Annotated in this window: 16 protein-coding genes; 6 read left to right on the plus strand and 10 right to left on the minus strand. The window is 55.5% G+C overall.

Translation table 11 applies throughout. The features are described from left to right. Positions 1–32: 32 nt before the first annotated feature. From GOX61_RS10170 to GOX61_RS10175, 3 genes are read right to left on the minus strand one after another with little or no spacing between them, the layout of a single operon-like run. The gene (locus GOX61_RS10170) at positions 33–1,868 is read right to left on the minus strand and encodes a carbamoyltransferase family protein (protein ID WP_155148364.1); all 1,836 of its coding nucleotides are present in this window, start codon (positions 1,866–1,868) and stop codon (positions 33–35) included. Between the two features lie 4 nt (positions 1,869–1,872). Next, positions 1,873–2,022: a DUF5989 family protein gene (locus tag GOX61_RS22420; protein WP_155148366.1), complete on the minus strand. Its 150-nt coding sequence runs from the start codon at positions 2,020–2,022 to the stop codon at positions 1,873–1,875. A 17-nt stretch (positions 2,023–2,039) separates the two neighbouring features. Continuing rightward, complete coding sequence (locus GOX61_RS10175) at positions 2,040–2,444, minus strand: SxtJ family membrane protein (RefSeq protein WP_155148368.1); 405 nt, start codon at positions 2,442–2,444, stop codon at positions 2,040–2,042. A 241-nt stretch (positions 2,445–2,685) separates the two neighbouring features. On the opposite strand from GOX61_RS10175, the gene GOX61_RS10180 reads away from it, so the two are divergent. From GOX61_RS10180 to GOX61_RS10195, 4 genes are read left to right on the plus strand one after another with little or no spacing between them, the layout of a single operon-like run. Beyond that, positions 2,686–3,810 (plus strand): ABC transporter permease, encoded by a 1,125-nt coding sequence (locus GOX61_RS10180; protein WP_170333410.1) that lies wholly within the window; start codon positions 2,686–2,688, stop codon positions 3,808–3,810. Between the two features lies 1 nt (position 3,811). Next, positions 3,812–4,618, plus strand: coding sequence for an ABC transporter ATP-binding protein (locus tag GOX61_RS10185; RefSeq protein WP_170333412.1), 807 nt, complete (start codon positions 3,812–3,814; stop codon positions 4,616–4,618). 15 nt (positions 4,619–4,633) lie between these two features. Next, positions 4,634–5,950 carry an MlaD family protein gene (locus GOX61_RS10190; protein WP_155148374.1) on the plus strand — a complete coding sequence of 439 codons (1,317 nt, stop codon included), beginning with the start codon at positions 4,634–4,636 and terminating at the stop codon, positions 5,948–5,950. After that, the gene (locus tag GOX61_RS10195) at positions 5,947–6,603 is read left to right on the plus strand and encodes an ABC-type transport auxiliary lipoprotein family protein (RefSeq protein ID WP_170333414.1); all 657 of its coding nucleotides are present in this window, start codon (positions 5,947–5,949) and stop codon (positions 6,601–6,603) included. The genes GOX61_RS10190 and GOX61_RS10195 overlap by 4 nt, the downstream gene beginning before the upstream one ends. A gap of 44 nt (positions 6,604–6,647) precedes the next feature. On the opposite strand, the gene GOX61_RS10200 is transcribed toward GOX61_RS10195, so the two are convergent. The 5 genes from GOX61_RS10200 to GOX61_RS22350 form a co-directional block, all read right to left on the minus strand. Next, complete coding sequence (locus GOX61_RS10200) at positions 6,648–8,573, minus strand: vWA domain-containing protein (protein WP_170333416.1); 1,926 nt, start codon at positions 8,571–8,573, stop codon at positions 6,648–6,650. Then, complete coding sequence (locus GOX61_RS10205; RefSeq protein WP_170333820.1) at positions 8,566–9,108, minus strand: RNA polymerase sigma factor; 543 nt, start codon at positions 9,106–9,108, stop codon at positions 8,566–8,568. Before GOX61_RS10205 ends, GOX61_RS10200 begins: the two co-directional genes overlap by 8 nt. Positions 9,109–9,183: 75 nt before the next feature. After that, the gene (locus GOX61_RS10210) at positions 9,184–10,764 is read right to left on the minus strand and encodes an FMN-binding glutamate synthase family protein (protein ID WP_170333418.1); all 1,581 of its coding nucleotides are present in this window, start codon (positions 10,762–10,764) and stop codon (positions 9,184–9,186) included. Between the two features lie 24 nt (positions 10,765–10,788). Further along, complete coding sequence (locus GOX61_RS10215; protein ID WP_170333420.1) at positions 10,789–12,534, minus strand: thiamine pyrophosphate-dependent enzyme; 1,746 nt, start codon at positions 12,532–12,534, stop codon at positions 10,789–10,791. Positions 12,535–12,622: 88 nt separating this feature from the next. After that, positions 12,623–12,769 carry a hypothetical protein gene (locus GOX61_RS22350; RefSeq protein ID WP_217353832.1) on the minus strand — a complete coding sequence of 49 codons (147 nt, stop codon included), beginning with the start codon at positions 12,767–12,769 and terminating at the stop codon, positions 12,623–12,625. 17 nt (positions 12,770–12,786) lie between these two features. On the opposite strand from GOX61_RS22350, the gene GOX61_RS10220 reads away from it, so the two are divergent. Further along, positions 12,787–13,155, plus strand: coding sequence for a fluoride efflux transporter FluC (locus tag GOX61_RS10220; protein ID WP_170333423.1), 369 nt, complete (start codon positions 12,787–12,789; stop codon positions 13,153–13,155). Next, on the plus strand, positions 13,152–13,514 hold the full coding sequence (gene crcB, locus GOX61_RS10225) for a fluoride efflux transporter CrcB (RefSeq protein ID WP_170333425.1): 363 nt from the start codon (positions 13,152–13,154) through the stop codon (positions 13,512–13,514). The genes GOX61_RS10220 and crcB overlap by 4 nt, the downstream gene beginning before the upstream one ends. Here crcB and GOX61_RS10230 read toward each other — a convergent pair. Then, on the minus strand, positions 13,511–15,034 hold the full coding sequence (locus tag GOX61_RS10230; protein WP_170333822.1) for a DHA2 family efflux MFS transporter permease subunit: 1,524 nt from the start codon (positions 15,032–15,034) through the stop codon (positions 13,511–13,513). The two genes, crcB and GOX61_RS10230, sit on opposite strands and share 4 nt — an antisense overlap. Before the next feature lie 2 nt (positions 15,035–15,036). After that, positions 15,037–16,023 carry an HlyD family secretion protein gene (locus GOX61_RS10235; RefSeq protein WP_170333427.1) on the minus strand — a complete coding sequence of 329 codons (987 nt, stop codon included), beginning with the start codon at positions 16,021–16,023 and terminating at the stop codon, positions 15,037–15,039. Positions 16,024–16,034 lie beyond the last annotated feature (11 nt).

The raw sequence follows: 16,034 nt of genomic DNA on the forward strand, positions 1-16,034 counted from the left end.
CATTCATGTGGCTAAACGGTGGGAATTTGACCTTAGTCGAGCTCGTATTTGGTCTCGTAGTTCTCTTTCAGGGACGGATCCTGATCTTCTTTGCGCAACAGGCAGTTCCCGATTGCAAGAACCTCGATATCCGTGCCCATGAAACAACGGAACGCATCGGTTGGCGTGCATACGATCGGTTCGCCCCGCACATTGAACGAGGTGTTCACAACCAGAGAACAACCCGTCAGCTCTTTGAACCGTGAAATCAGCGCGTGATACTGCGGGTTGGTCTGTTCGTGCACTGTCTGAATGCGGGCTGAATAGTCCACATGGGTCACTGCTGGAATCTCGGACCGTTTGACATTCAGCTTTTCGATCCCGAACAGCGCGTTCTCCTCATCCGTCATCTGGCGGCGAATACGATCCTGAACATCAGCGACGATCAGCATGTAAGGGCTGTCGCCGTCCAGCTCGAACCATTCAGCGACATCCTCGCGCAAAACCGACGGGGCAAACGGGCGAAAGCTCTCGCGGTACTTGACCTTGAGGTTCAGCGTTTTCTGCATGGATTCAGATCGCGGGTCACCCAGAATTGACCGAGCTCCAAGGGCGCGCGGACCAAACTCCATCCGACCCTGGAACCAGCCGACTGCCTTGCCATCTGCCAGCGCCTGAGCTGTTTCACCGATCATCTCGCCGTTCTCATAAGTCGTGAACTTCGCCCCGACTTCGGTCAACTCGCGCGCGATGTCGCCATCTTCATACTTCGGCCCCAGATAGGCGCCGCGCATCTGATCGCCTTGCTCAACCTTGCGGGGCTTTTTCAGCTCCTGATGCCAGGCTGCATAAGCGGCACCCAATGCACCCCCTGCATCGCCGGCTGCTGGCTGAACCCAAAGGTTATCAAACGCGCCGTCGCGCAGGATCTTACCGTTGGCAACACAGTTCAGAGCGACACCGCCCGCCATACACAGATTGCGAATGCCGTGTTCACGCGCCAGATCGCGTGTGATGCGCAGCATGATCTCTTCGGTCACCGCCTGTACCGAGGCCGCGATATCCATGTGGAATTGCGTCAGCTGATCGGTTTCAGGCTTTCGCACGGGATGGCCGAACAGATCCTCCAACGCCTTGCTGGTCATGGTCAGACCGCTGGTATAGTTGAAGTACTTCTGGTTCAGGCGGAACGACCCATCCTCTTTCAGGTCGACCAGATGCTCAAGGATCAGATCTTTGTATTTCGGGTCACCATAAGGGGCGAGGCCCATGACCTTGTATTCGCCTGAATTGACCTTGAATCCCGTATAATAGGTGAACGCCGAATAAAGCAGCCCCAGCGAATGCGGAAAATGCAGCTCTTTCAACATGGTCAATTCATTGCCACGACCAACACCTACCGTGGTCGTGGCCCATTCGCCCACACCATCAACAGTCAGCACGATCGCCTCTTCGAATGGCGACGGATAAAAGGCACTTGCCGCGTGGCTGACATGGTGTTCAGCGAACAGCAGTTTATCGACCGTGAAATCCGGATCCATCTTTCGCAACTGCTTGGCCAGCAGATCCTTGAGAAACAGCTTCTCTCGCAACCATACAGGCATGGCCATCCGGAAAGAATTGAACCCTTTTGGCGCTACCGCGATATAAGTTTCGATCAATCGTTCGAATTTCAGAAACGGTTTATCGTAGAAGACAACATTATCAACTTCAGCGAGTGAAATGCCTGATTCTTGCAGAACATACTCAATCGCAAGTTCCGGAAATCCAGGGTCATGTTTCCGACGAGAAAACCGCTCTTCCTGAGCGGCGGCGACAATTTCGCCGTCACGCAGGAGGGCTGCTGCGCTGTCATGATACAGCGCAGATATTCCTAAAATATACGTCATGGTATCAGAACAGTGTGTAAATGAATGGTGCTACGGCCGAACCCTGGCTGATAACGATCAAGCCACCAAAGACGCCCAAAACAATGAGAATTGGTAACAGCCAGAATTTTTTCCTGACTTTCATAAACGACCAGATTTCCGAAACAAAGGTCATGTCTGGTACCCCCTATCTTAAAACTGTTGTTTCATACTGCCGGGCTGATCGTCGCGCTCAACCCAGTAACTCTTCTTGGAACTATCTGTTTTTACAGACAAAAGATCTTTTCCCAAAATCCGCACCGCAATGCCGAATGGGACAAAAGTCGTAATGAAAACCAAAAACATTACGATTGGGGCGACAATCGCCCCAAGCAACATGCCGAACTTGAACCACAGCCTGTTCGGCACCCGAAGTACATGTGGCGCAAAGAAGGTAATCGCGAGAATTACTGCCGCGATGGCCAGAGGAATCCAGCGAACATCGCCACCTCCCCAAACCGGCCAAAAAGCTATGATCAGAAAAACTGCTGTAAAGACGTAGCCAAAGCCTCGCTCTGACCCGATTTCGACATCAACATTTGCGTGATGATCTGCCATTGAACACAACCAAACTAACTCAACAAGAAAACTGACAATAAGATAGCATTAAAAATAGTCGACGCAAATGCTTTGAGGTCAGTTCATGCCCTCTGTCCGACACCTAACGGACCGGTTTGCGCATCACATTTGCAACTGGCTCAAGTCGGACTGTAACACCTGAGCAATTCATCCAACTGAAATCCCGGCACAAATGCATAAAGCCATTGCAGCGGGCCATCGTTTCACCTCTGATACGCCCATGACATTGCCCACGATTGCATCAGAGCGTGATGGAGACAGCACACGCATAAGGATTTCAGGCGAAATGCTGACGCAATCCCTGAGTGCTGTGGAATCCGACTTTGAGAACATTCAGCCAAGCGGCGGTGACGTGACAGTAGATATGTCAGAAGTCGAGGCGCTGGATACCGGCGGAGCCTGGCTGATCGCCAACATGTCACGCCGATATACTGAGGCAGGTGCCAAGCTGGCGTTTCATGGTCTGGATCCGGCCTATTCTGCGCTGATCGACACCGTATCGCAAAACATTCCCAAAGAGGTCGGCACTGCTGAACCCCCACGAGGCTTTGTTAATTGGGTCGAACATATAGGGGAGAAAACCGTCGGGGCCTGGCGCGACACCCTCTCGATCCTTGGATTTCTGGGGCTTACACTACACCGGCTGTTTCGCACTGCTATCATGCCCTGGCGCCTGCGCCGCGCCGCGCTGGTTTCCCAAATGGAGGAAGTCGGATTTAAAGCACTGCCCATCGTCAGTCTGATGGGTTTTCTGATCGGGGTGGTTCTGGCGTTTCAGGGCGCTACACAATTAAAACAGTTCGGTGCCGAGATTTTCGTGGTCGAGCTGATCTCAATCTCGGTGCTTCGTGAGCTTGGCATTCTGTTGACCGCAATCATTGTCGCGGGCAGATCCGGTTCAGCCTTCACCGCGTCGATCGGCTCGATGAAGGTGCAGAAAGAAATAGATGCAATGCGAACGCTCGGGCTGGACCCGATCGAGGTTCTGGTTATCCCGCGCGTTCTGGCGCTGCTCATCATGCTTCCAATACTCGGGTTTGTGGCTGATATGGCCGGTCTGATCGGCGGCGCGTTGATGAGTTGGATCGATCTGGGTGTGAGCCCCGGTATGTTTATCACGCGGCTCAAAGAAAACACGGGCGTCTGGCAATTGGCCGTCGGTATGATCAAGGCCCCGTTCTTTGCACTGGTCATTGGCGTCATTGCCTGCTGGCAGGCCATGCAGGTCAAAGGATCGGCCGAAAGCGTTGGCCAAAGGACAACGGCATCCGTTGTCCAGTCCATCTTTATGGTGATCGCCATCGACGCCCTGTTTTCAATCTTCTTCTCAGAAGTTGGGGTCTGACATGGACGGCTCGACCCAACAGAAACCTGTACACGCCGACGCACAGCGCGAGGCCGTGATCCGCGTTCGGAATCTGACCAACCGATTTGGTCCGCAGGTCGTGCATGACAACCTGAACCTCGACGTTTGGCGGGGCGAGGTTCTGGGCATCGTTGGTGGCTCGGGCACGGGCAAGTCGGTTCTGCTGCGCACGATCGTGGGATTGAACAAACCCGCCTCCGGCAGCATCGAAGTTCTTGGCGTCGATGTGCTGAACGGCCCCGAGGAAGACCGGCGGCGCATCGAAAAACACTGGGGCGTCGCCTTTCAGGATGGCGCACTGTTCTCATCCCTGACTGTTTTGCAGAACGTGATGGCACCGCTGCGCGAGCACACCAAGCTCAGCGAAAGCCTGATGCAGTCTTTGGGCGGCCTCAAGATCAGTCTTGTCGGCCTGCCTCAGTTGAGCTGCGGTAAGTTTCCCTCGGAACTGTCGGGGGGTATGCGAAAGCGCGCAGCATTGGCCCGCGCCTTGGCTCTGGACCCGGAAATCGTGTTTCTGGACGAACCTACCGCTGGATTGGATCCGATCGGTGCAGCTGCCTATGATGAGCTGATCGGAGAGCTTCAACACGCGCTTGGACTGACCGTTTTCATGGTCACGCATGACCTGGACAGCCTGTATGCCATTTGCGACAGAGTCGCAGTACTTGCAGAAAAACGCGTCCTGGTTGAAGGTCCGATTGAAGAAATGACCAAGGTAGATCATCCTTGGGTACAAGAATATTTCACCGGCCCCCGCGCTCGTGCGGCGCAAAAGAAGGGGTAGGGACAGGTAGAGGCGATGGAAACCCGAGCGAACTACATCCTTATCGGCGCGTTCACCCTTGCGGGTATTCTCTGCGCATTTGGCTTTTTCCTGTGGTTGGCCAAATTCGAAGTGAACCGCCAATACGCTTATTATGATGTGTTGTTCGACAATGTCTCGGGCCTGTCGGCCGCGGGTGGCGTCAGCTACAATGGCTTGCCGGTCGGTCAGGTCATATCGCTGCGTCTCGACGATGACGATGCGTCCAAGGTCAGGGTGCGGATCGAGGTAGACGCAGACATCCCGGTTACCGAAGACACAATCGCGCAATTGCAATCTCTTGGTGTGACTGGCGTGAGCTATGTCGAGCTATCTGGCGGTGCACCAAACGCCAAACGTCTTCCCGAAGACAGCGTCATCAAAAGCAAACGCAGCGCCATTCAATCCCTGTTCGAAGGCGCACCCAAAGTATTGGACGAGGCAATCACCCTTCTGCAGGATCTGAATTCCATCGTGGACGACAAGAACCGCAAGGCCGTGTCGGACATTCTGGATAATCTGGCGTCGGCATCGGGACGGCTGGACAAAACGCTTTCGGATTTCGAAACACTGTCCGGAGATCTTGGTGGTGCCGCTAAAGAGATCGGAGCATTCACCAAGCGACTTGATCAGTTGGCCGATACGGCAGAAACCACGCTGACAACCGGGACCGATACGCTCAAAAGCATCAAGACAGCCGCAGAGTCCGCTAAAGGGGCATTGGATGGCGCCAAAGAAACGCTGGCCACAGCGGATCGTGTCATCCAGCAGGATGTACGTCCATTCATAGAGCGGGCATCAAACCTTGCTGAACATCTGACGGTGTTGTCCGAAGAAGGCAGCGTTACCCTTGCTACGGTTACAGAGACATTCCTGAACGCAAACAAGACGCTCGGGTCGATCACATCGGCCATGGAAACCGCCAAGGCCACCCTTACATCCGCCGAGCGGGCCTTTGACTCAGCCAACCGTGTCATGGATGAGGATGTGTCCGCTGTCGTTGCAGATATTCGTCGGGCGGCGGATCAGGTTGCGACCACAGTTTCGAATGTCACCGACAAGATCGACAAAATATCCACTGACATCCTGAGCGCATCGAAATCCGCATCGGAACTGTTGGGAACCATCGATGGAATCGTTCAGGAAAACCGTCGGCAGGTTTCCGATTTCCTGCGGGTCGGGTTGCCACAATTCGTCCGCTTCGTCGAGGAATCGCAGCGGTTGGTGATCGGCCTCGATCGTCTGGTGGACAAGATAGAACGTGATCCCGCACGCTTCCTGCTGGGCACTCAAGCATCGGAGTTTCGCCAATGATTAGGCCCTTTCTACTGACACTGGCGATAGCTTCGCTTAGTGGGTGCGCAGGCTTGGGGACCCTGAAGCAGGCGTCGAAACCCAACGACCTGTATCTACTGACACCCAAAAGCACGTTTTCATCTTCGCTTCCGCGTATTCGAAAACAGATAGTGGTGGAGGAACCGACAGCGACGGCTGCGGTCAACACCGATCAGATCGCGATCCAGCCGACACCGCTGCAGGTGCAATATCTGCCGCGTGCACGCTGGGTGGATCGCGCGCCACTTATCGTTCAGTCCCTGTTGGTAGAAAGCTATGAGAACAGCAACAAAGTAGCTGCAGTCGGCAAATCCACCGTTGGGCTACGCGCAGACTATCTCGTTGTTCCAGATTTGCGTGAGTTCCAGGGGATCGTCATTGCTCAAGACGGGAACTCAAGAACGATCCAGATCGAAGTTCGCCTGAACATCAAAATCATCGACGAATTTGAAGACCAGATCATAGCCTCCAGCTCGTTCGAAGAAAAAGTTGTATCCGCCAGCGAAAAGACACCCGATCTGGTCAGAGCATTTGATCTGGCACTGGGTCGGACAATGCGGGATGCAGTCGAGTGGAGTGTACGCAAGATCAACACGCACGCGGCCAACAATCCAAGACCATCCATCAACTAGTACAGATGTAGCGCGGCTGCCGCCTGAGCGGCAGCCAATGAGCATTATTGCGAGAGCGTCTCTGCCAAGCGCATCAGGGTGACGGCCTCAGCCCGGTAGCCAAAGGGATCAGTACCTTTGGACTCGTTGGCTAGGGCAATCGCATCGTCATAGGACCATTCGCCAAGATACTCTCCCCCCCGCAGCAATTGCCCAAACCCGGCAATCGCATAGGAAAAGCGGACATCATCGTTCGATACCCCCTGCCCCAATAGGATTGGCTGTTCAATCAGCTGACTATCCGTTGCCCCGGGTGATTTGTAACGCAGCTTGAGATACCCAAGCTCCTCTGATCCCTCGGGTGCCGTTTCGGTCGCATAACGCAGGGGACCATTGCGGATTGCATCCGAACCAACTGGCGTCACTTCGTAAATTGCGGTGACAGAATGGCCGGCGCCGATATCACCCGCATCAACCTTGTCATTCGAGAAATCCTCACGTCGCAAAGCACGGGTTTCATATCCGATCAGACGATATTCCGCGATCTGGGCTGGATTGAACTCGACCTGAATTTTCACGTCATTGGCAATCGGAAACAAAGCACCGGTTAGCTGATCAACCAGAACCTTCCGCGCCTCTCCCAATGTGTCGATATAGGCGGCTTGACCGTTACCATGCTGCGCCAGCGCCTGCATCGTGGCGTCATCCAGATTACCGCGACCAAAGCCCAGAACGCTGAGGAATGTACCGCTGTCACGCTTTTTCGCGATGAAGTCTTCAAGCGCATCGGGATCCGAAAGTCCGACGTTGAAATCACCATCCGTCGCCAGAATGACCCGCGTCACTTCCCCATCCGATGCCATACCTTCAGCCACCTGATAGGCTTGCTGCAAGCCTGCCTGACCAGCGGTCGAGCCACCGGCCTCAAGCTGTTCCAGGGCTGACAGGATCTTAGTGCGTTCAGATGCCGATGTCGGCTCCAGCACCTGACCCGCGCTGCCGGCGTAGGTCACGATCGAGACCTGATCCGCGGGCAGCAACTCGGACAACAACAGGCGGAACGATTGCTTGAGCAAAGGCAGCTTGTTTGCGTCCTGCATCGAGCCTGAGGTGTCGATCAGGAAGACCAGATTCAGCGGCGGGCGATCATCAATCTCGGGCATCGCGCCCTGAATGCCGATGTGAACAAGCTGTGTTCCTTCATTCCAAGGCGTCGGCGTCACGGTGATCGTCGGCCTGAATGGCACATCCCCTTCGGGCGCCGGATAGGAATAAGGAAAATAGTTCACCATTTCTTCGACCCGAACCGCGTCTTTCGGAGGCAGATGGCCACTCATCAGCGAGGATCGGACGATCGAGTAAGATGCCGTATCAACATCGATAGAAAACGTGGAAACCGGATCTTCGGCAGTAACTTTCAATGGATTGGTTTCGCCGTTGGAGAAAGCTTCGGTATTTTGCTCTGGCGCGATGCTCGGTTCAACAACGCCCCCTAGCAAACCGGCAGTGGTCCCACCTTGCGCCGCAAATCCCTGCACCCGTTTGGAAGATGGCGCTATCGCCTCTTCAACTGCAAGCGGGGCTTCAACAACGGGTTCTTCCAACGCGACTTCTGGCAGTTCATCAGCAAGGTCAGTCTCGGAAGACAAAGCCGACACCTGCGGTGCAGCCGCTCTGTTTTCAGACCGGGATGTTGGATTCACCATGATATCCCGCGTTTGCGGGACAATCATGACAAGGGCAACCGCGGCAACTGCAGTCGTCGCAGCCAATGCGCCACGATGTGAGAGGGCATTCAACATGGATTTCGCTCCTTCTGTCACGCGAGCCAAAAAGCCTCGCTCGACAGTGGGACGCGTCCCGACGCGCGATCCTTGGATTTGGGCAAAACTTTTCTGCGCCATATCCAGATTTTCGGACCGACGTTTGGCATCAGGCGCGGGCATTGCCGCATCCATCAGGGTTTTCAGATCATCGAGCTCATCACTCATTGGCAAGCTCCTCTTGTTTCATGGCACGCAGGCGTTTGCGAACCTCGGATAAACGCCAGGACACCGTACCTTCTGACACGTCCAGGACATTTGCTGCCTGTGCGTGTGTCATGTCATCCTCCAATGTCAGCGCCAGCGTTTCACGCAACTCGTCCGGAAGGGAGTTCATTGCCTGCTGCAGCCAGTTCATCGCCTCGGTCGCCTCTGCCGCTTCTGCCCTTCGCATCTGTTCAACATCGCCCCACCCCGTTGCGGCCCGATCCCGGCTGGCCTGTCGCCGACGCGCATCTTCAGCAGCGTTGACGACGACACGGTAGAGCCATGTTGTGAATTTGGCCTGCGCTCGGAACCCTGCGATCTTGGCAGGTAAGGCCGCACAGATGTCCTGTGTCAGATCCTCGGCTGCTTCTGCCCGTCCCGTTAACCGAAAGGCCAACCGAAACATGCGATCATAGTGACGCGCAAGCAGGGTGGCGAACGCATCCGCGTCACCACCAGCAGCAGCCTTGGCCAGGTCTTCATCCGAAGTCATCATTCGCATCTCGAACAGTAAGACGCAGGCCAACCCCCGATCCTTGGCACCGGACGGAAATTATTTCTTCGACTTAACTCAGAAATGGCTGGCCGTGGCTTTCTGCCAGTCCGCAGCGTAGAGTTCGGGAACCGCATCCCCCAGCAAAGCCCCGTCATCGATAAAGCTATATAGCTCAGCGTATGAATGTTCCCGTTCATCCGCCGTGCGACGGCGTATATCGGATGGACGCAGATCGGATACTTTTTCTTTACCCATGGCTCCCAGAATTTCTCGAAAGCTTTCCAGCGTTGAGTCGTGAAAACGGTGCACCCGCTTGCGTTTCTGGGGAACATTCACCGCGCGACCCCGGATCGGGTCTTGCGTTGCCACGCCAGACGGGCAGCGGTTGGTGTTGCAATGCAAGGCCTGAATACAGCCCACCGCAAACATCATGGCGCGCGCCGCGTTACACATGTCGGCACCCAATGCGAATTTCTCGATCATGTCATAGCCGGTTGCGACCTTGCCAGAACAGATCACCCTGATTTTATCACGCAGACCTACCCCTCGCAGGCAGTTGTTGACGAAAATCAAAGCCTCGTTCAGCGGCACACCCAAACGGTTGGTGAATTCAACAGGTGCAGCCCCGGTGCCGCCTTCAGCTCCATCAACGGTGATGAAATCGGGCAAGATACCCGTTTCCAGCATCGCCTTGCAGATCGCCATAAACTCGGATTGGTTACCAATGCAAAGCTTGAACCCGACGGGCTTGCCACCGGACATTTCCCGCAGATGCTGAACAAAGTGCATCAAACCTGTCGGGCCCTCAAACGCAGAATGGATTGGAGGCGAGATTACATCCTGATGCGCAGGTACGCCCCGGATTTCGGCAATTTCCTCATCCACCTTAGCTGCAGGCAGTACCCCACCATGAGATGGTTTGGCCCCCTGCGACAGCTTGATCTCAATGGCCTTTACGATGTCTTTCTTGGCTTTTTCCGCGAATTTGTCCTTGTCAAAACCCCCATCGGGTCTGCGGCATCCAAAGTAACCTGTGCCAATCTGCCAGATGATATCGCCACCTTCAGCCAGGTGATGCGGCGAAAGCCCGCCTTCGCCGGTGTTATGTGCGAACCCTCCGTCTTTGGCCCCACCATTCAGCGCCTTGATGGCATTTGCGCTGAGCGCTCCGAAACTCATGGCTGAGACGTTCAGGCGCGAGGCGTTATAGGGTTTTTCGCACTGTGGACCGCCCAACATGATGCGTTCTTCGGATTCCGGCACATCCTTGGGCGCAAGCGAATGGTTCGCGCGGTGATAGCCGACGGTCATGATGTCGTACTGGGTGCCAAAAGCCTGCGTATCTACCTGCCCTTTTGCCCGCGAATAGACCAACGCGCGCACGATCCTGTTGAACGGGCGGCCGCTTTCGTTGGTTTCCACAAAGTACTGCCGGATTTCGGGGCTCACAAATTCCAGCATGTAGCGAAAGTGGCCCAAAACAGGGTAGTTATTCAGCACGTTGTGCTTGGTGGTCAGCATGTCATAGAGCCCGACCACGGCGTATGGGATCAAAATGATCAGCAACCAGTGAGCGGGCGGCCAGTAGAGCCCCAATATCAATGTCAGAGGCAGCACCACATAGGTCACCGCGTAGTATATTCTGCGTACAATCATTTTGTTCTCCCTAGGTGACGCTGATCAGAGCGTGGCCTTGAGTTCCTTGACCCAGTTATCCCATTGTGCGTGGTCGCCTTTGGCCAGCAGGATGCCCTCTTTCAGTTTAGACATGCCAAATCCCCAGGCCATCTTGCTGTCGATATGCGGCGGCATCACCAACTCTCCGGGGGTTACCATGGCGTCGATGATAAAGGGTTTGGGGCTGGCCTTGGCCTGAGCGATCGCATCTTTGATATCGGCCGCGTGTTCGACCCGAACACCGTCACCGCCACAAACCTTGGCGTATTCGGCAAAGTCCGGGTTCACAAGATCAGTCGCAGCCGGGTTCAGTGGGTAGCCCGACACCTCCATCTCCATCTTCACGAAACCCAGTGTCTGGTTGTTGAACACGATCACCTTGATCGGCCAGTCATAGCGCACAGCCGTCACAAAATCCTGCATCGACATGCCAAACCCGCCATCCCCGCAGAAGGTCCAGACCTCACGGCTCGGATCAAGTGCAGCGGCACCCAATGCGGAAGGCAGGCCCGAGCCTAAGGAGGAGTGGTTGAAGGATCCCACCATCCGGCGTTCGCCGTGCATCCGTGTCTGCCGCGCAACCCAGACGGTGCATTCACCAATATCCATGGCAAACACCGCATCATCAGAGGCCTGATTGGAAATTTCCCGCGCAAACAGCTGCGGATGCAGCGGTTCAGCATCCCGTTCCAGACTGGCATCCTTGTCCTGCTGCTTCAGCCATTTGGTGCACAGCTTGACCTGATGATCGGCAAACTTGCGATCTGCCTTGGCATCTACCTTTGGCAACAACAGATCCAGCGTCGCCCCAACATCCCCCAACAAGCCCGAGGCTATTGGCGCACGGCGGCCCAGATGTTCAACATTTCGATCGATCTGAATGATCTTAGCCTTTTCCGGCAGGAACCATTCATAGGGGAAATCTGTCCCCAACATGACAAGCACATCGCAGTCACGAACGGCATGATAACCGCCCGGATTGCCGATTAAGCCGGTCATCCCGACAACATTCGGGTCGTCATAGTCGAAGATGTCTTTGCTTTTTAGAGAATGCGCAATCGGTGCGTTCAACTTTTCGGACAGCGCAAGAACCTTGTCTTTTGCGTCGCGACATCCGACACCGGCAAACAGGGCGACTTTTTTGCCTGCGTTGATGAGTTCGGCGGCACGATCAATTTCACATGCAGGCGGGATCAGGATTGAGGGGTGTTTGAGGATCGGATGGAACTGATGCAGGCTGGGTACCTGTTGTTCTGAAACATCAATCGGCAGTTCGATCCGCACCACCTCGCGATTGATCAGGGCGCGCTGAACCGCAATCTGTGCCAGACGGGGCATCTGATCCGGAGTGTGGATCACGGCCTGAAAACCACAGACATCTTCGAAAACCTTCTCGAGATTGACCTCCTGATGGTAACCAGTGCCGCGTTCGCGATGTGCAATCTGACCAGTAATGGCCACGACCCCGGCCCCCTCGCGCCGCGCATTGTAAAGTCCATTGATCAGGTGCAACGCCCCCGGCCCCACTGTACCGGCACAAATCCCTATGCCCCCTGTCAGATGAGATTGGGCGTAGGCCGCATAGGCCGCGTTCTCTTCATGCCGGACGCCAATCCACTCGAACCGGTCATCGCTGCGCATCACTTCGAGCAGCGGATTGAGCGCATCCCCGGTTACGCCGAAGATCTGCCGCCCCCCTGCATCTGCCAGAATGTCCAGCAACACTTTGCAAACAGAATTGGATGTCATGACCTGCCCTCTGGTAGCGGACCCTGCGGTGCCGTTTCGATACCAATCGTGGAGTATCTTGGGGTAGAATTGCAAGAGTTTGAACCGGTTACAGCCATAGCAAGCGGATTCGTGAACGCTCGCCAGCCGGTCGATCCTGACCCAGAGCGGTTGATCCGGGTTCAGGCAGACGGTATGCCAAAGGCAACTTGAGGCTGAGCAAGGTTTTCATCAGTGGCAAAAACGGCAACTGCATTCAGGGAACGCGCCTTGATGTATACGGCCGTTTTTGTGGGCGGTGCAGCAGGTTCGTTGTTGCGCGAAGCGTTCTCTCTCGAAATCCCCGGCGCCCCGTTTCTGACCGCCACTTTCGGCATCAACATTGTGGCCTGTTTCATTCTGGGATGGCTTTATGCGATCCGGCACAAAGTTCATGCACATGTCTTGCATCTGGGTGCAGTGGGATTTTGTGGTGGGCTGTCCACCTTTTCATCGTTTGTAGCTGAGCTTGAGCGTATTGCAGAAACCAATGGCTGGGCTGTGATCATCGCGCTGGCCGCCGAGATCATAGTGGGTCTCGCTGCTGCCATGCTTGGTGAAGCCATCGGCCGTACATTTCATTCCGAACGGCCACCCGAATGAACGATCTGTATCTGCATACAATGTTTGGCCTCGGCGGCGGTCTGGGAGCGGTGTTGCGACACTGGATCGCGCTTCGAGTGACTCATGACCTACCCTTTTCCACCCTCATCGTAAATGTCCTTGGCAGTCTGCTGCTTGGGGTTTGGATCGGTTATCTCGGTGGACCGGTCGAGATGGGCGAAGAGCAAAAGCGCCTTGTCTTTGGCTTTTGTGGCGGGTTCACGACATTCTCCAGCTTCGCTTATCAATCGCTTCAATTACACCGGGAACGCACCATAGCACTTGCCGCAGGCAACATTCTTCTCAGTCTTGCGCTGTGTTGGATTGCCCTGTGGCTTGGCCTGTTCCTGATGCGTTAATGCGCGTGAACTGTGGCTTGCGTGCCCGGCTTTGGCGCCTTGCAAAAGAACAATAGCGGTATGGTGGCCAGCGCCAGCAAGCCCAGATTATTGAACACTGTCAGATATGAGATCAGCTCAGCCTGACGCGATATTTCCTGACCCAGAATGGCCGCGCCCTGAGCACTGTCCGGCGTCAACCCAAGCGGTTCCAGATAGGCCTGCGCTGCCGGATTGTAGGGCGTCACATTCTGGCTGAGGTTGGCCGTGTTCGTCTGTAATCCGCGCACGACCCAGGTTCCGACCAGCGCGATGCCAACCGAAGAGCCAAGCTGGCGTGTTACGTTGAACAATCCCGAAGCCTCGTCCTGCCGACGCTGGCTGATGCTTTCAAAAGCGAGGATCGACAAGGGAACAAAGACCAGCCCCATGCCCAGGCCACTGACCGCGCCGGGCCATGCCAATTGCCAGAAACCCGCGTTCAGATTGAGCATACCCAGCATGAAGTTTCCGATTGCCGTCAGCAAAAGACCCAAACCTGCCAGTACGCGGGGGTCAAAGCGGGTTACCAAAACCGAACCCGTGACAACCATCGAAGCCCCGGCTGCGATACCGCGCGGAATGAACAGATGCCCGGATTCGATGACGGGATAGTCCAGCAGGCTCTGAACAAAGGTCGGCAGGATCGCGATGCCACCGAACAGGGACACAGCAAAACCGGCAATGATCAGATTGGACAGGGCAAAGTTGCGATCCGCAAACAGGCGCAGATCAACGATCGCACCCTTTTTCGTCACGGCATGGATAATGAACCCAAGCGTTCCGAGAAGCGAAGCGATAACGGCCACCTGAATGACACGAGACGACAACCAGTCTTTGGTCTCACCCTGATCGAGCACGAATTGCAGACAGCCGATGCCAATTGCGAGCATGGCCAGACCCGCCCAGTCGATTTTTACATCATCGGTTTCATCATCGGGCAACTCACCGGCCAGCAACAACAGCGCCATCGCCGCAACGGGCAGATTGACGAAGAATACCATGCGCCACGAAAAATATTCGGTCAGAATGGCACCCACCGTCGGGCCAAGGACCGGTGCTACAACGACGCCAAGACCGAAAACCGCCATCGCTTGACCACGTTTTTCGCGCGGGAACGCATCGAACAGAATGGATTGCGACAGCGGGATCAGAAAAGCGCCAAACATGCCTTGGGCCAGACGGAACACCACGATGGTCTCAAGGCTCCACGACAGACCGCACATCACGGACATTGTCGCAAACCCTGTTACTGCAGTCAGGATCAATCGCCGCCGCCCAACGCGCCGGGCCACAAACCCGGTGAGCGGCATGATCACGACGGCGGAAACGATATAGCTGGTCAGGATCCACGTCGCCTGATCGGTGGTTGCCCCAAAAGCAGCCTGAATATGGGGCAGCGCAACATTGACGATGGTGCTGTCCAACACCTCGAGCATGGCACTGAGTACAACGGCGACTACGATGACCGGGTTAACCCGGCCAGCGGCGGCACCTGCCATTGTCATTGCGATGCCTTGGGTGTCACTGTGGTGTCGACGGTCACTTTGCTGCTGCCACCGACGCGCAGCGGTGCATCCGTCGGATCAAGCTCGACCCTGACCGGGAAACGCTGAGTGACCTTGACCCAATTGCCGCTGGAATTCTCGGATGGCAGAAGCGAGAACGTATCACCCGACCCGCGTCCGATCGAGGCCACCGTGCCTGTCAGCTGTATGCCGGGAAGCATATCGATCTCGATCTTCACAGGCTGACCGGGGCGAATACGCGGCAGAGATGTTTCCTTGAAGTTTGCATCGACCCACCAATCAGATGACTCGACGATGGAAAACTGCGGCGAGTTTGCCGATACCGACGATCCGGGACGCAAGGTCAGATTGGCAACCCAGCCATCGGCTGCGGCATAGACTTTGGTCCATGCCAGATCGGCTTGTGCAATCTCCAACTGGGCCTGCGACGACAGAATGTCATCCTGCTTGGCAGCCAGACCGCTCTCCAGTGCCAGCAGGCTGGACTTGCTTGTGGTCAGGCGCGCTGATGCCTGCGCAAAGGCCGAGGTGGTCTGATCCAGAGAGGCCTGTGCAATATCTCCTGTCGAGAACAGCGCTTTGGCGCGTTCCAGATTATTCTGCGCAGTATCAAATGCCGATTGCGCGCTATCAACTTCGGCCTCTGCCGATGGAAGCTGTGTCGCAAAGGATTTTGCCTGTTGTTCGGCGCTGTCCAGATCGGCTTTGGCCTGATCGACAGACGCACGGAACTGCGTTTCGTCGATGGTGAACAAAAGGTCGCCGGTTTTGACCTTTTGGTTCTCGATCACTGACACCTCGGCGACCTGCCCGGTCACCTGCGCGGCAACATTGATGATATTGGCGCCGACATAGGCATCCTTGGTTGACGGATATCTCTCTTCATGCCTCCAAAACAGGAAAAGGCCAATCGCGATGGCAACAAGCATGGCGACAACCGCAACAGCTTTGAGAGACTTCATGTGCCTGTATC

Origin of the sequence: Ruegeria arenilitoris, from assembly GCF_013030265.1 — a bacterium.
GTDB classification, from domain to species: domain Bacteria; phylum Pseudomonadota; class Alphaproteobacteria; order Rhodobacterales; family Rhodobacteraceae; genus Ruegeria; species Ruegeria arenilitoris_E.

Bases quoted from the DNA above. Each gene is read 5' to 3' on its own strand.
- GOX61_RS10230 (WP_170333822.1), bottom strand. From the start codon at position 15,034: ATGGCAGGTGCCGCCGCTGGCCGGGTTAACCCGGTCATCGTAGTCGCC.
- GOX61_RS22420 (WP_155148366.1), bottom strand. From the start codon at position 2,022: ATGACCTTTGTTTCGGAAATCTGGTCGTTTATGAAAGTCAGGAAAAAA.
- crcB (WP_170333425.1), top strand. From the start codon at position 13,152: ATGAACGATCTGTATCTGCATACAATGTTTGGCCTCGGCGGCGGTCTG.
- GOX61_RS10170 (WP_155148364.1), bottom strand. From the start codon at position 1,868: ATGACGTATATTTTAGGAATATCTGCGCTGTATCATGACAGCGCAGCA.
- GOX61_RS10210 (WP_170333418.1), bottom strand. From the start codon at position 10,764: ATGATTGTACGCAGAATATACTACGCGGTGACCTATGTGGTGCTGCCT.
- GOX61_RS10215 (WP_170333420.1), bottom strand. From the start codon at position 12,534: ATGACATCCAATTCTGTTTGCAAAGTGTTGCTGGACATTCTGGCAGAT.
- GOX61_RS10180 (WP_170333410.1), top strand. From the start codon at position 2,686: ATGACATTGCCCACGATTGCATCAGAGCGTGATGGAGACAGCACACGC.
- GOX61_RS10220 (WP_170333423.1), top strand. From the start codon at position 12,787: ATGTATACGGCCGTTTTTGTGGGCGGTGCAGCAGGTTCGTTGTTGCGC.
- GOX61_RS10205 (WP_170333820.1), bottom strand. From the start codon at position 9,108: ATGATGACTTCGGATGAAGACCTGGCCAAGGCTGCTGCTGGTGGTGAC.
- GOX61_RS22350 (WP_217353832.1), bottom strand. From the start codon at position 12,769: ATGCAGTTGCCGTTTTTGCCACTGATGAAAACCTTGCTCAGCCTCAAG.
- GOX61_RS10195 (WP_170333414.1), top strand. From the start codon at position 5,947: ATGATTAGGCCCTTTCTACTGACACTGGCGATAGCTTCGCTTAGTGGG.
- GOX61_RS10185 (WP_170333412.1), top strand. From the start codon at position 3,812: ATGGACGGCTCGACCCAACAGAAACCTGTACACGCCGACGCACAGCGC.
- GOX61_RS10235 (WP_170333427.1), bottom strand. From the start codon at position 16,023: ATGAAGTCTCTCAAAGCTGTTGCGGTTGTCGCCATGCTTGTTGCCATC.
- GOX61_RS10200 (WP_170333416.1), bottom strand. From the start codon at position 8,573: ATGAGTGATGAGCTCGATGATCTGAAAACCCTGATGGATGCGGCAATG.
- GOX61_RS10190 (WP_155148374.1), top strand. From the start codon at position 4,634: ATGGAAACCCGAGCGAACTACATCCTTATCGGCGCGTTCACCCTTGCG.
- GOX61_RS10175 (WP_155148368.1), bottom strand. From the start codon at position 2,444: ATGGCAGATCATCACGCAAATGTTGATGTCGAAATCGGGTCAGAGCGA.